We start from the raw sequence: 12,409 nt of genomic DNA on the forward strand, positions 1-12,409 counted from the left end.
CTGGGCGGCCTTGCCGAGCCCGGAGACCGCCTTGCCCTTGGTGGCCGCGCCGGCCGCGTCACCGACCAGGTCCGGCAGGCCCTTCTGGTCCTTCGGCACGATGCTCAGCCGGTCGACCGCCTCGGCGAACCGCAGGTACGTCTCGACACTGGCGATGACGATCCGGGCGTTGATCTCCAGGAGCTGGATGCCGACCACGGCGACCGACACCTGGGCGTCGATCACCACGCCCTTGTCGAGCACGGTCTCCACGACGTCGGCGAGGGTGCCCCCACCGCCGCCGCTCGTGCGTTCCAGGGCGCTGCCCGACTGTCCCGTCGTGGTGGACACGGTCATTCGTCACGCTCCTCTCGCCGGCGGCGCACCACCGGCCGTCGTGGTGTCTCGGGAGCCCGCCGGACCGGGCGCGGCCGCTCGGGGCGCGCCTCCCGCTCCTCGCGCGGCTGGGGGCGGCGCGCCCGCTCGGGGGCGCGGCGGCGCGGCGGCTCCTCCTCCTCGGGCTCCTCGGCGTACTCGTCGTCGTCGAAGTCGTCGCCCTCGTCGTAGTCCGCGTACTCCTCCTCTTCCGGGCTGGGACGGCGGCGCGGCGGCGGTGGCCGGCGGCGGCCGCGTCCGGCGGGCCGGCGCTCCTCCTCCGGCTCCTCCTCGGGCTCCTCCTCCGGCTCCTCCTCGGGTTCCCCGGCGCGGCCCCGCTGCTTCTCGCGGCCCGGCCGCTCCTCGCGGCCCTCCTGCTCCTCGCGGCCCTCCTGCTCCTCGCGGAGCGCTGTCTCGTGGTCCTTGACCACCTGGGAGTCCTCGATCTCACCGCGCCAGCCCTCGACCGAGTCGGGGTCGAGCACGGTCTGCGTCATCACGTGCCGGACGAAGTGCTTCAGCTCCAGCCGGACCCGGCGGCCCTGGGCGCGCCACAGGTTGCCGGTGTGCTCGAAGAGGCCCTGCGGGTGGTACTCCAGCACGACCAGGATCCTGGTCAGCTCCGGGCCGACCTCGTGGAAGCTGACCGTGCCGTCGACGGAGCCCTTCTCGCCCTTGGACCGCCAGTGGATGAGCCGGTCCGGGATCTGCCGGACGATGGTCGACTCCCAGGTCCGGTGCGACCAGAAGACCTGCGCCTTCCAGGTCATCTTCCCGTCCGAGTCCCAGTCGGCCTGCTCGACCTTCTTCATGAAGCTCGGGAAGTCGCCGAACTGCGTCCACTGGTTGTAGGCCACCCGGACCGGCACGCCGACCTCGATGGTCTCGACGATGTTGGTGACCTTGAGCTTCTTGCCGCCGCCCTTGCCGCCCTTGCCACCGCCGAATGCCGCCATCAACTTCTCCTTACCGCCGGCCAGGCCGGCATGGAACATGGCCTTGACCGGGGAGTTGCCCTCGGCGAGCTTCTGGGCGCCGGTGGCGGCCGCGACCAGGCCGGGGCCACCGCCCTCCTTGGCGTAGTCGCTGAGCCGCCCGGTGGCGCCGGTGATCCGCTCGGTGACCGCGTGCACGGCACGCTCACCGATGGCCGAGGCGAGGTTGCGCAGCTCGCTGCCGAGCTGCTCCCGGGCCCGATCCGTGAGGTTGCTGGTCGCCATGGTCACCGCCCCCGCTGCCGTCGTGCGACGACCGGGCGCCCGCCCCGGTCCGTCTCGTCCTCCGCGGCGGGCTGCTCGTCCAACTCCTCCTCGTCGTCGGCGGCCGAGCGCTCGCCGTCCGTCGGCTCCTCGTCGGCGCGGCCGCCGCCGTCACCGGCCGTCTTCCGCCGCAGCGCGTCGGCGCTGCCGCGGAGCTTGCCGCTGAGCGCGTCGATGCCACTGCCCGCGGCCGCGGTCGCCGCGGCCTTGCCGGCGGTGGCCAGCGGGCCGCCCAGCTTGCCGAGGCCGCCGAGCTGGGGGTTCACGTTCATCAGGTCCGCGCCGAGCTGCTTCAGCCCGCCCGGCCGCTGGCTGGCCCGCCCAGCCGCCACGGCGGCTGCGAGGGTGAGGGCCGTACGCATCTTCTTCCGGCGCCCGAGGAGGTAGCCGAAGCCCACCGCCAGCGCCACCCGTGCTCCGCTCTTCATCTGTTCTCCTTCGCTCCCCGGCGGAAGCGGACACCTCGTCTGGAGCAGGCCCGGAATGACAGCTGCCGGGGATCAGCGGAAACGGGCCTGCGACCGAGTTCCGTATCAGCGGACCCGGCGGGCAGTACCCGTCACCCCACCGGCAAAACATTCCGGCAGGGTCAGGGAGACGCGTGTAACTGGAGAATTGGATAACCGGCAGCGTGACGGTCAGACCGCGCAAAACGGGCAGACGGGCCGAGCTGACCAGGGAGAAGTCAAATCGCTTGACTGAGGGCAATCAGCAATTCAGTGCGTCGGCAAAGCCGAATCGAGACACATTTCCGCGCGGAGCTTGCCGTCCTTCTCGCGCAATTCCGCGCCACATTTACGAAGGACCGAGACAGCGCCGTGGTTGTCCGGTGTCGTCTCGGCCACGACGGTGCGCATGCCGGCCGCCGCGGCGGCGTGGAGCAGCTCCCGCAGAGCCGCCGCGCCGAGCCCCTGGCCGCGCGCCGAACGGCCCAGCCACATCCCGGTCTCCACCGTCCCCGGCTCGCCGCAGCGGGTCATCCGAACCATGCCGACCACCTCGCCGCCGGCCACGATCGCGTACATCAGGGTGCGGGTCGGGCCGTCCAGGCCGCCGAAGCTCGCCCGGTGGAACTCGCGGAAGGCCTCCCGGCGGGCCAGCGACCACCCGGCCGGGGCCTGGACCGGGGGCATGACGTCCTCCGGCTCCGCCTCGGCAGCCGCTACGGAGAGCAACGGCTCCAGGTTTCGCTCGTCCACCGGCTCCAGTCGTACGGCACCCTTCACGAGGCGCAGTCTGCCGGTCGTACCGGCCCAAGTCCACCCCTTTGGGCCCGGACTGCCGGTCCGGCGGAGGGGGTCGGCCGGTCGTACCCCCCGGGTGTTCCGCCTCACGCTCCGTTGTCAGCCGACCGGTCCGTTTCGGCGGTGAGGGTGCTCACTCCGCCGGGGCGAACTCGCAGAGCGCCACCGACGCGTCGTCGCTGCGCTTGTGCCGGCGCAACCGGTCCGGATGGTCCCGCTCGGCCGCCCGGACCCGGTCGATCAGCCCCTCCGGGCCCTCGGCCGCCGCTACGTCGAGCAGGCCGGTCCAGTCGAAGAGGCCGAACTGCTCGACCGCGCAGGAGGCGCCGTCGGTGAGCAGCGCGGCCCGTCGCAGCGCACCCGCCCCACGCAGCGGCAGCGTGCCGGTCACCGCGTGGTACGCCGCGTCCGGGTCGCTGGCGGCCGCCCAGTAGCCGTGCGTCCGGTTCATCAGGGTGCGCTGCACGGTCACCGCCCGGTGGAACCGGGTCGCCGCGTCGACGCCCCCGTCCGGCAGCGCGGCGGCGGTGCGGCGCAGGTCCTCCAGCGCCGTGTCCAGCCGGTCGTCGGAGACCACATCGATCCGGTCCCCGCTGTCGAGCACGAGCGGGCTGTCGCAGAGGACCAGGTAGTCCACCTGGTCGCCACCCTCCCGGAGGAGGCAGACCGTGGAGGACGGGGTGCCCGGGTGGTCCAGGTCGCAGTCGCCGCCGTGGTCGGCCCGCACGGCCAGGATCGCCGCGGCCAGGCTGCTCATCAGCGTGGCCGCCGGGCGGGCCGCGACGGCCAGGCCGATCCGGGCGGCCAGGTGCCGGACGTACCAGGCCGGGCCGTGCACGCACCCGGTGTCGAACCCCTCCGGCACGGTCGCCCCGTCGAGGACGCCGACCAGCGGGCCGAACCGGAAGACCAGGTCCTCGTTCTCCAGCCGGTCCGGGGCCGGATCGGAGGCGGAGCGTACCCGCATCATCGGCGCCGTCCCGACCGGCCGGGCCGGCCGGCTGCCGATCGGGTACCGGCGGTCTGGTGCCCCCATCCGTCTGCTCCCTCCGTCGCCGTCCGCCGCCTACCCGGAGCGCCGGAGCCCATGCCGGTGCGGCCGGAACCGGGGGCGGCCTCGCCGGTCAGCGTCGCCGGTTCCGCGCCCGGGACGAGCGCAGCCGGCGCAGCCGGCCGACCAGCACCGGCTCCGCGGCGAGCGCGGCCGGCTGGTCCAGCAGCGCGTTGAGCAGCTGGTAGTAGCGGGTCGCGGAGAGCCCGAAGGTGTCCCGGATGGCCTGTTCCTTGGCGCCCGCGTGCTTCCACCACTGCTGCTCGAAGGCGAGGATCTGCCGCTCCCGCTCGGTCAGCCCGTCGGTCTCGCCGGGCGCCTCCGGCGCCTGAGCCGCCGGTCCGTCGTCCGGCGGTGCGGCCTCGACCGCGGGTGCGGAGCGGGGTGGCGGGACGGTGCGGCCGGCCTCCCGGCGGGCGACGTCGGTGGTCCCCGACGGCTCGGGCCGGTCGGTGGCGGCCCGCTCCGTGGCGTCGGCGGGCAATGGCGCTCCTCAGCGGGACGGGGCGGCCGGCGCGACGACGCCGGCCGGGGGACCCCAGCCTAACCAGGGTCCGCCCGGCCCGCATCGGACGCGGGGTCCGCGCCGGTCAGGCGATGTCCCGCCGGCGCATCGACCAGAACGAGGCGATCAGCGCCGCGGCGGCGCCCACACCGAGCACCAGCGCGGACTGCTGCCAGGTGACCACCAGCTTGGCCGGTTCACACGCGCCCTTGGCGAACTGGCAGGTGTCGTAGTCGAAGAGTTCCACCTTCTTCATGAACCACGACTGGGCGTACGTGGACAGGACGTAGCGGTCGCCGAACGGCACGGAGAGCACGGCGACCGCGATCCGGATGCCGATCTCGCTGATCGCGAAGACCGCCACGGCCGCGCCGAGCGCCATCGCGGTGTGCCGCCCCAGTGAGGCGAGCGCGAAGGCGACCGCGCCGACCAGCAGGATGAGCCCGACCGCCCGCAGGCCGTCGAGGCCGATGGACTGCCACACCCCGGAGGTCACCTTGGCGGTGGTCCCCCGGTAGCGGCCGATGAGCCAGAAGGCGAGCGTCCAGAAGGCGCCGAGCACCAGGCTCACGCCCAGCACCGTGGTGAGCAGCGCGGCCAGCTTGGTGCCCAGCACGGCGAGCCGTTTCGGCCGCCAGAGCAGCAGGTTCATCATCCCGCCGGTGCTCCACTCGGCGCCCACGTAGGAGGCGCCGACGATGAACGCGAAGAGCGCCACCGCCCCGGCGAAGACCGCGATGAACATGGGGAACTCGGCCCGGAAGTCGAACTGGTAGGGCAGGTTCCACTTCGGGTCGAACATCTCCGGCTGCGGCTGCCAGTCCCGGCCGCAGTTCGGGCCGTACCGGTCCTCGGTGTCCTGGTCGCCCCTGGCCTTGGCGGCGTCGCAGTCGGCGACGCTCTTCTTCCAGTCCCCCAGCGCCCGCTGGTACTGGGCGTCGGACTCGACCTGGGCGGCCGCCACCGTCTCCTTCGAGAGCTGGTGGCTGGAGAAGCTGAACGCGGTGGCCACCGTGGCCAGCCCGAGCAGCAGCAGGACCAGCAGCAGCCGGGTGAGCCGGCGCTTGCTGAGCCGGCGCAGTTCGGTCACGTACAGGCTCATGCGCCCCAACCTCCCGTGGTGGCGCCGCTGCCCGGCTCACCGACCTTCGTGGACTGGTCGACCTGCCGGTGCTGGCCGGGAACCGGCGCGGTGGCGGTCAGTTCGAGGAAGACGCTCTCCAGGTCGACCGCGACCGGGGTCAGCTCGCTGACGTAGAGGCCCTGCTCGGCCAGGACGCGGCTGACCGCGGCGGGCTTGTCGACGCCTGCGAGCATCAGGTGGTCGGCCTCGGCGGCGACCCGGATCCCGGCCCGGGTCAGCGTCTCGGCCGCCTGCGGCAGGTCGGTGACCGCCTCCAGGCGGACCCGCACCGCGCCCTGCGAGTGTGCGGCGAGCACCTCGTCGACCGGCCCGTACGCGACCCGCCGGCCCAGCGAGATGATGGTGACCGAGTCGCAGATGAGCTGGATCTCGCCGAGGATGTGGCTGGAGAGCACCACGGTCATCCCGGCGGCGGCGAGGTCGCGCATCAGCCCGCGCATCTCCCGGATGCCGCCCGGGTCGAGGCCGTTGGCCGGCTCGTCCAGGATCAGCAGCTTCGGGTTCTTCAGCAGCGCGGAGGCGACCGCGAGCCGCTGCTTCATGCCGAGCGAGTAGGTCTTCACCCGCTCGCCGGCCCGGTCGCGCAGCCCGACCAGCTCCAGCACCTCGTCGACCCGCTGCCGCGGCAGCTCACCGGCCTGGGCGAGCAGCCCGAGGGTGTCCCGGGCGGAGAAGTGCGGGAAGAACTGCGGGCTCTCCACGATGGCACCGACCTGGCCGGCGACCGCGGGCAGCGCCTGCGGCAGCTCCTGACCGAGAATGGCCATGCGGCCGCCGTTGGGCCGGATCAGGCCGAGCAGCGTCCGCAGCGTGGTGGTCTTGCCCGAGCCGTTGGGGCCGAGGAAGCCGTGCACCTGGCCGGCCTCGACCCGCATGTCGAAGCCGTCGAGCGCGTGGCGGACCCCGCGTTTCCGGCTCCGGTACGTCTTGCGGAGACCTTCGATCTCCAGGACAGCCGACAAGCTGACCTCCCCCGATAAGTAGGTGTCAGCTCGACACCATACGCGGTATGCAGCCGCAGACAATACCCGGTATGCATCGGGGTTTTCCCGGATTCGCGTCAGGCGCGCCGGCGAGCGGCGTCAGGCGCGCCGAGGAGGCCGGTCAGGCGCAGACGACGTGCACGCCCGCGTCCCGGAACGCCTGCACCACGGCGGGGGACGCGCCCGAGTCGGTCACCAGCGTCTCCACCCGGTCCACCGGGCAGATCCGGGCGAACGCGTGTCCGCCCAGCTTGGACGAGTCGGCGATGACCACGACCCGCTTGGCCCGGGCCACCATGAGGCTGTTCATGGCCGCCTCGCCCTCGTGGTGGGCGGCGGCGCCGAGCTGCGGGTCGATGGCGTCCACGCCGAGCAGCGCCACGTCCAGGGTGACCTCGCGCAGCAGCGCCCCGCCCAGCGGGCCGACCAGCTCGAACGACTTGGGCCGGACCACGCCGCCGGCCACCACCACCTTCATCCGCGAGCGCACCAGCAGCTCGTTGGCGATGTTCAGGGCGTTGGTGACCACGGTGAGCTGGGCGCCCTCGGCGCTGGTGTTCAGGTCGGGACGGACGGCCAGCGCCCGGGCCACCTCGGTGCTGGTCGTTCCGCCGTTCAGACCCACCACCGTGCCCGGGGAGACCAGCGCGGCGGCGGCCGCGCCGATCCGCTGCTTCTCCGCCGAGTGCTTGGCCGTCTTGTAGCGCAGCGGCAGGTCGTAGGAGACGCCGTTGGCGACCGCGCCGCCCCGGGTCCGCGTGATCATCTGCTGCTGGGCGAGCTGGTCGAAGTCACGCCGGATGGTGGCCTGGGAGACGTCCAGGCGCTCGGCCGCCTCCTCGACGCTGACCCGGCCGCTGTTGGTCAGCATCTCGAGCAGCGCGTTCCATCGGGCGTAGCGGTCCACCGCGGGGCCTCCACTGACTCTGCACGAACGGTGATTGATTGCGTGCACAGTAGTGCGCGAAACTGGCAAGGCGCAAAACCCTGTCCTGCGCGATCTGGGAGCCGGTTGCCACGGCCACCCCGAATCGCGCAGAATGACGCGCGAAAGGCGGCCGTATCGCGCCGTATTGCGCAAGGTCTCCCCCTGCCGAGGAGTTGTCATGGCGTACGTGCACGCGGAGATCGCGAGCCAGCCCGACTGCTGGCGGGAGGCGGCGCGGCTCGCCCCGGCCGTAGCCGACCGCCTGCCGCGCCCCGGCGAGCGGGTCGCCGTCGTCGGGTGCGGCACGTCCTGGTTCATGGCGGCCGCGTACGCCGGCCTGCGCGAGCGCGCCGGGCAGGGCGAGACCGACGCCTTCCAGGCCAGCGAGTTCCCCACCGGCCGCCGCTACGACCGGGTCATCGCCATCACCCGCTCCGGCACCACCACCGAGGTGCTCGACCTGCTCGCCGCGCTGCGCGGGCAGCTGCCCACGACGGTCCTCGTCGGCGACCCGGCCTCACCGGCCGTCGAGCTTGCCGACGCGGCGGTGCCGCTGCCCTTCGCCGACGAGCGCTCGGTGGTGCAGACCCGCTTCGCCACCACGGCGCTCGCGCTGCTCCGCGCCCACCTGGGCGAGGACCTGGGCCGGCTCGCCGCCGACGCGGAGGTGGCCGTCCGGGCCCCGCTGCCCATCGACCCGGCCACCATCGAGCAGGTCACGTTCCTCGGCCGCGGCTGGACGGTCGGGCTGGCCCAGGAGGCCGCGCTGAAGTGCCGGGAGGCGGCCACCTTCTGGGCCGAGGCGTACCCGGCCATGGACTACCGGCACGGCCCCATCTCGATCGCCGCCCCCGGGCGGCTGGTCTGGGCGTTCGGCGGCATCCCGGAGGGGCTGCCGGAGGACGTGGCCGCGACCGGCGCCGCCTTCGTGCACAGCCGCACGCACGGCTGCCACACCGTGCTGACGAGCTGGGCGGCCGGGCGCAACCCGGTCGACCCGATGGCCGACCTCATCCTCGCCCAGCGCTTCGCCGTCGCGCTGGCCACCAGCCGCGGCCTCGACCCCGACGCGCCCCGGCACCTGACCCGCTCCGTGGTGCTCGCATGACCCCAGGCGGCGAGGTCGTCGTCGCGCTGGACGTGGGCGGCACCGGGATGAAGTGCGCCCTGGTCCGCCCGGACGGCACGACCGTGCACGCCGAGCGGCACGCCACCGACGCGGCGCGCGGCCCGGAGGCGGTGGTCGGCACGATCCTCGACGTGGCCGAGGGGCTCGCCGGCAAGGCCCGCGCCGACGGCCTCACCCCGGTGGCGTGCGGCATCGCCGTGCCCGGGGTGGTCGACGAGGCCCGCGGGGTCGCGGTCTGGTCGGCGAACGTGGGCTTCCGGGACGTACCCCTGCGGGAGCTGGCGCGGACGCGGCTCGGCCTGCCCACGGCGCTCGGCCACGACGTGCGGGTGGGTGGCCTGGCCGAGGCGCGGCTCGGTGCCGGGCGGGACGCCGGCCACGTGCTCTTCGTGGCGATCGGCACCGGCATCGCCGCCGCCCACGTGGTCGACGGGTCGGCCGCCGTCGGCGCGCACGGCGCCGCCGGGGAGATCGGCCACATCCTGGTACGCCCCGACGGCCCGCGCTGCGGCTGCGGCCGCCCCGGCTGCCTGGAGGCGGTGGCGTCGGCCTCGGCGGTCGGCCGCCGGTACGCCGAGCTGTCCGGTGCCCCGGCCACCGCCGCCCAGGTGGCCGACCGGGCGGCGGCCGGTGAGCCGCTGGCCGGCCAGGTCTGGCGGGAGGCGGTCGAGGCGCTCGCCGACGGCCTGGCCACCGGTCAGGCGTTGTTCGACGTGGCGACCATCGTGATCGGCGGCGGGCTGGCCCAGGCCGGCCCCCGGCTGTTCGACCCGCTGCGCGTGGCGCTGCGCGAGCGCCTGACGTTCCACCGGGAGCCGCGCCTGGTCGCGGCGGCCCTCGGCGACGAGGCCGGCTGCCTCGGCGCCGCCCTGCTGGCCCTGGACACTTTGGCGAAGGAGAGCCGATGACCCTGCGCGTGACCGGCAAGGTGGTGACCCCGGCCGGCGTGATCCGGCAGGGTTGCGTGGAGATCGCCGGCGACCGGATCCGGGCGGTCGCCGAGTACCCGACGGTGCGCGACGGGCACTGGATCGTGCCGGGCTTCGTGGACATGCACACCCACGGCGGGGGCGGGCACACGTTCACCACCGGCGACGCGGAGTCGGCGCGGCAGGCCGCCGACTTCCACCTCGGGCACGGCACCACCACGTTGCTGGCCAGCCTGGTCAGCTCCCCGTTCCCGCTGATGCGCGAGGCCACCGCCGCCTACCGGCCGCTCGTCGAGTCCGGGGTGCTGGCCGGCGTCCACTTCGAGGGGCCCTACCTGTCCGCGGCGCGGTGCGGCGCGCAGAACCCGGAGTTCCTCCGCGACCCGTCCACCGAGGAGCTGGCCGAGCTGATCGAGCTGGGCGGCGGCGCGGTCCGGATGGTCACCCTGGCCCCGGAGCGCGACGGCGCGCTGGAGGCGATCAAGCTGCTGGTCGGCCAGGGCGTGGTGGCGGCCGTCGGGCACACCGATGCCACCTGGGAGCAGACCCGGGCGGCCGTGGCGGCCGGCGCGAGCGTCGGCACCCACCTGTTCAACGGGATGCGCCCGGTGCACCACCGCGAGCCGGGGCCGGTGGTGGCCCTGCTGGACGCCCCGAACGTGGTCTGCGAGCTGGTCGCCGACGGCGTGCACCTGCACGACGGCATGCTCGGCTTCGCCACCTCGGTGGCCGGCCCGGAACGGGCCGCCCTGATCACCGACGCGATGGCCGCCGCCGGCATGCCCGACGGCGAGTACGAGCTGGGCGGCCAGGCCGTCACGGTGGCCGACGGGGTGGCCCGGCTCAGCCGGGACGGCGCGATCGCCGGCAGCACGCTGACCATGGACGCCGCGCTGCGGCACGCCGTCGCCGCGGGGATCGCCCTGCCGGACGCCTGCCGGATGGTCGCCACCACCCCGGCCCGGGCCATCGGGCTGGGCGACCGGGTGGGCGCGCTCCAGACCGGCCTCCGGGCCGACCTGGTCGTCCTCGACGACGACCTCAACGTGCTCCGGGTGATGCGCGCCGGCGCCTGGGTGGAGTGACGCCGCCCCGGGCTTAGCTGGCCCGGTAGGGGCCCGGGTCAACCGCGGTTGAGCAGCGCCAGGCCCAGCGGGGTGAGCGTGTGGTGCACCGCGTTGCGGTCGCGGGCACTCGTGACCAGTCCCGAGGAGCGCAGCACGGCCAGGTGCCTGCTCGCCGACGGGACGCTGATGTCGAGCCGGTGGGCGACCTCGGAGGTCGTCCCACCTTCGGCGGCCAGCACGAGGATGGCGGCCCGGGTGCCGCCCAGCAGGGCCGACAGGGATCCCGCCGCGGCCGCCGTGGACACCACGCGGGCGTGCGGGTGGATGGGGTAGACCAGCACCGGCGGCAGCAGCGGATCGGCGAGCACCATCGGCTTCGCGTGCTGTTTGAAATAGCACGGCACGAGCAGCAGCCCCCGCCCGTCCAGGTGGAGGTCACGCTCGGCGATGTAGCCGGTGATCGTCAGGACGCCGCCGTCGAACCTGGCACTCGGGTGCAGATCGTTCAGCAGCACCGACAGGCCCTGGTTCAGCAGCCGCCGGGACCGCAACGCGCGATCGGCGTCGAACGCGGAGCGGATAGCGTGCCACAGGGGCCGGATCGCGAGCCGGTGGTAGAGCTGGAGGCCCGCCCCGAGCTGGCGCAGGGCGGTCACGTCACCGGCCGCCAGGTCGGCGACGGCCGACGGTGGGCGGATCCCCGTCGAGCGGAGCGTCGCCAGGTCGGCCGCGAGTCTGGCCCTGGGCGTGCGCAGCAGGGCGTCCAGCCCGGGCTCGAACCCGCCGCCGGCCTCGATGGGGGTCAGGAAGTCCGGAAAGTAGCCCAGCGGCGGGTTGATCGACAGCGGCAACCCCAACTCGGCCCGGTGGCCGTGGCGCGCGTGCAGCAACCCCACCATCCGTCGCCGCCACCCGGCCAGCAGCGGATCCGGGCACCGGCCCCGCAGCCAGTGCATGCTGAGCATGCTCTCCCACAGCGGATCAGGTGCCGGCGCGATCCGGGTGCGGGCGAGGTCGGCAGCGGTGAAGTGGATCCGAAGCATGACGGTCCCCGGGTCGGCTGGACGTGCGTCCAGTCTGGCGATCGTCCAACCGTCCCGGTTCCGCCGACCGGATCATGACGGCTGGCTCCGGGGCCACCATCGGACCAGGGTGTTTTCTGCAGAGGGCAAAGACGTTGCCGCCCGTGATCGACCGCCGTCAACATCGACGGCTATGAAGACCCTGCTGCGCACCACAGTGGCCGGAGGCGTGTTCCTCGCCGTCCTGGCCCTGCTGGCGCCGACCGCCTACGCCGCGCTGCCCACCCTGAAGTCGGGCGACTATCTCCAGCGCCGATATCTGGAGAACCAACCGCCGGGAACCGGCAACCGCTCGGTGAAGAACTCCAGCGGCCAGGTCATCGGCTCGTACGAGCTGTGGGCCGAGGTTTCCACCCCGCGCATCATGCACGTGACCAACCTCTGCGTCCACGACGAACTCGCCAACGGCCGGGGCGTCGTCCTCCGGCTGATGGTCAAGTACGGCAGCAACTCCAGCAAGGATCTCGGCTACTTCAAGGACCGCGCCGACTGCTATTACGGCGTCCAGGTCAGCGCGCCCTCCGACATCTGGGCCCTGGACGTCGACCAGGGCGAGGCCTGGTCCGGCACCCCCTACCAGTACACGGGGTACTACCACCGTTACGGGCTCTGGACGCCCGACACCGATCTCTGGCCATCGTTCGACTGAGCTGGACCGGAACGGGGGGGGTGCAACACGGCTCGGCCCTGTGGAAGCAGCGGTCGACCACGTTGCGCCTGCGGTAGGTCACCTC

General features: G+C 73.7%; 13 protein-coding genes and 1 pseudogene. 4 read left to right on the plus strand and 10 right to left on the minus strand.

What is annotated here, in order from left to right:
• Positions 1-114: 114 nt before the first annotated feature.
• The 9 genes and pseudogenes from gvpJ to ABZ452_RS11845 all read right to left on the minus strand — a co-directional run.
• A pseudogene (gvpJ, locus tag ABZ452_RS11805) lies at positions 115-336 on the minus strand (gas vesicle protein GvpJ); the annotation flags it as partial.
• Positions 333-1,574 (minus strand): SRPBCC family protein, encoded by a 1,242-nt coding sequence (locus ABZ452_RS11810; RefSeq protein ID WP_357941555.1) that lies wholly within the window; start codon positions 1,572-1,574, stop codon positions 333-335. The gene ABZ452_RS11810 and the pseudogene gvpJ, both read right to left, overlap by 4 nt.
• A gap of 2 nt (positions 1,575-1,576) precedes the next feature.
• Complete coding sequence (locus tag ABZ452_RS11815) at positions 1,577-2,041, minus strand: hypothetical protein (protein ID WP_357941557.1); 465 nt, start codon at positions 2,039-2,041, stop codon at positions 1,577-1,579.
• A gap of 288 nt (positions 2,042-2,329) precedes the next feature.
• The gene (locus ABZ452_RS11820) at positions 2,330-2,839 is read right to left on the minus strand and encodes a GNAT family N-acetyltransferase (RefSeq protein ID WP_357941559.1); all 510 of its coding nucleotides are present in this window, start codon (positions 2,837-2,839) and stop codon (positions 2,330-2,332) included.
• Between the two features lie 151 nt (positions 2,840-2,990).
• Positions 2,991-3,893 (minus strand): hypothetical protein, encoded by a 903-nt coding sequence (locus tag ABZ452_RS11825; RefSeq protein ID WP_357941561.1) that lies wholly within the window; start codon positions 3,891-3,893, stop codon positions 2,991-2,993.
• Between the two features lie 88 nt (positions 3,894-3,981).
• Complete coding sequence (locus ABZ452_RS11830; protein ID WP_357941563.1) at positions 3,982-4,392, minus strand: DUF3263 domain-containing protein; 411 nt, start codon at positions 4,390-4,392, stop codon at positions 3,982-3,984.
• Positions 4,393-4,498: 106 nt separating this feature from the next.
• Positions 4,499-5,515 carry an ABC transporter permease subunit gene (locus ABZ452_RS11835; protein WP_357941565.1) on the minus strand — a complete coding sequence of 339 codons (1,017 nt, stop codon included), beginning with the start codon at positions 5,513-5,515 and terminating at the stop codon, positions 4,499-4,501.
• Positions 5,512-6,519 carry an ATP-binding cassette domain-containing protein gene (locus ABZ452_RS11840; protein ID WP_357941567.1) on the minus strand — a complete coding sequence of 336 codons (1,008 nt, stop codon included), beginning with the start codon at positions 6,517-6,519 and terminating at the stop codon, positions 5,512-5,514. Before ABZ452_RS11840 ends, ABZ452_RS11835 begins: the two co-directional genes overlap by 4 nt.
• A 142-nt stretch (positions 6,520-6,661) precedes the next feature.
• On the minus strand, positions 6,662-7,447 hold the full coding sequence (locus ABZ452_RS11845; protein ID WP_357941569.1) for a DeoR/GlpR family DNA-binding transcription regulator: 786 nt from the start codon (positions 7,445-7,447) through the stop codon (positions 6,662-6,664).
• A gap of 199 nt (positions 7,448-7,646) precedes the next feature.
• Here ABZ452_RS11845 and ABZ452_RS11850 point away from each other — a divergent pair, with 199 nt between their 5' ends.
• The 3 genes from ABZ452_RS11850 to nagA are packed head-to-tail and all read left to right on the plus strand — an operon-like array spanning position 7,647 to position 10,611.
• Positions 7,647-8,576 carry a sugar isomerase gene (locus tag ABZ452_RS11850; protein WP_357941571.1) on the plus strand — a complete coding sequence of 310 codons (930 nt, stop codon included), beginning with the start codon at positions 7,647-7,649 and terminating at the stop codon, positions 8,574-8,576.
• Complete coding sequence (locus tag ABZ452_RS11855; protein WP_357941573.1) at positions 8,573-9,505, plus strand: ROK family protein; 933 nt, start codon at positions 8,573-8,575, stop codon at positions 9,503-9,505. The genes ABZ452_RS11850 and ABZ452_RS11855 overlap by 4 nt, the downstream gene beginning before the upstream one ends.
• On the plus strand, positions 9,502-10,611 hold the full coding sequence (gene nagA / locus ABZ452_RS11860; protein ID WP_357941575.1) for an N-acetylglucosamine-6-phosphate deacetylase: 1,110 nt from the start codon (positions 9,502-9,504) through the stop codon (positions 10,609-10,611). The genes ABZ452_RS11855 and nagA overlap by 4 nt, the downstream gene beginning before the upstream one ends.
• A gap of 38 nt (positions 10,612-10,649) precedes the next feature.
• Here nagA and ABZ452_RS11865 read toward each other — a convergent pair whose 3' ends face one another.
• Positions 10,650-11,636 carry a winged helix-turn-helix domain-containing protein gene (locus ABZ452_RS11865; protein WP_357941577.1) on the minus strand — a complete coding sequence of 329 codons (987 nt, stop codon included), beginning with the start codon at positions 11,634-11,636 and terminating at the stop codon, positions 10,650-10,652.
• A gap of 172 nt (positions 11,637-11,808) precedes the next feature.
• Between ABZ452_RS11865 and ABZ452_RS11870 the strand changes: the two genes are divergently transcribed.
• Positions 11,809-12,324, plus strand: a complete 516-nt coding sequence (locus ABZ452_RS11870; RefSeq protein WP_357941579.1) for a hypothetical protein — start codon at positions 11,809-11,811, stop codon at positions 12,322-12,324.
• Positions 12,325-12,409 lie beyond the last annotated feature (85 nt).

The sequence above is a fragment of the Micromonospora sp. NPDC005707 genome, assembly GCF_040631005.1.
GTDB lineage: Bacteria > Actinomycetota > Actinomycetes > Mycobacteriales > Micromonosporaceae > Micromonospora.

Excerpts from the sequence above, each read along its gene's own strand:
- ABZ452_RS11810 (WP_357941555.1), bottom strand. The coding sequence starts at position 1,574 with ATGGCGACCAGCAACCTCACGGATCGGGCCCGGGAGCAGCTCGGCAGC.
- ABZ452_RS11815 (WP_357941557.1), bottom strand. The coding sequence starts at position 2,041 with ATGAAGAGCGGAGCACGGGTGGCGCTGGCGGTGGGCTTCGGCTACCTC.
- ABZ452_RS11825 (WP_357941561.1), bottom strand. The coding sequence starts at position 3,893 with ATGGGGGCACCAGACCGCCGGTACCCGATCGGCAGCCGGCCGGCCCGG.
- ABZ452_RS11835 (WP_357941565.1), bottom strand. The coding sequence starts at position 5,515 with ATGAGCCTGTACGTGACCGAACTGCGCCGGCTCAGCAAGCGCCGGCTC.
- ABZ452_RS11850 (WP_357941571.1), top strand. The coding sequence starts at position 7,647 with ATGGCGTACGTGCACGCGGAGATCGCGAGCCAGCCCGACTGCTGGCGG.
- ABZ452_RS11855 (WP_357941573.1), top strand. The coding sequence starts at position 8,573 with ATGACCCCAGGCGGCGAGGTCGTCGTCGCGCTGGACGTGGGCGGCACC.
- nagA (WP_357941575.1), top strand. The coding sequence starts at position 9,502 with ATGACCCTGCGCGTGACCGGCAAGGTGGTGACCCCGGCCGGCGTGATC.
- ABZ452_RS11865 (WP_357941577.1), bottom strand. The coding sequence starts at position 11,636 with ATGCTTCGGATCCACTTCACCGCTGCCGACCTCGCCCGCACCCGGATC.
- ABZ452_RS11870 (WP_357941579.1), top strand. The coding sequence starts at position 11,809 with ATGAAGACCCTGCTGCGCACCACAGTGGCCGGAGGCGTGTTCCTCGCC.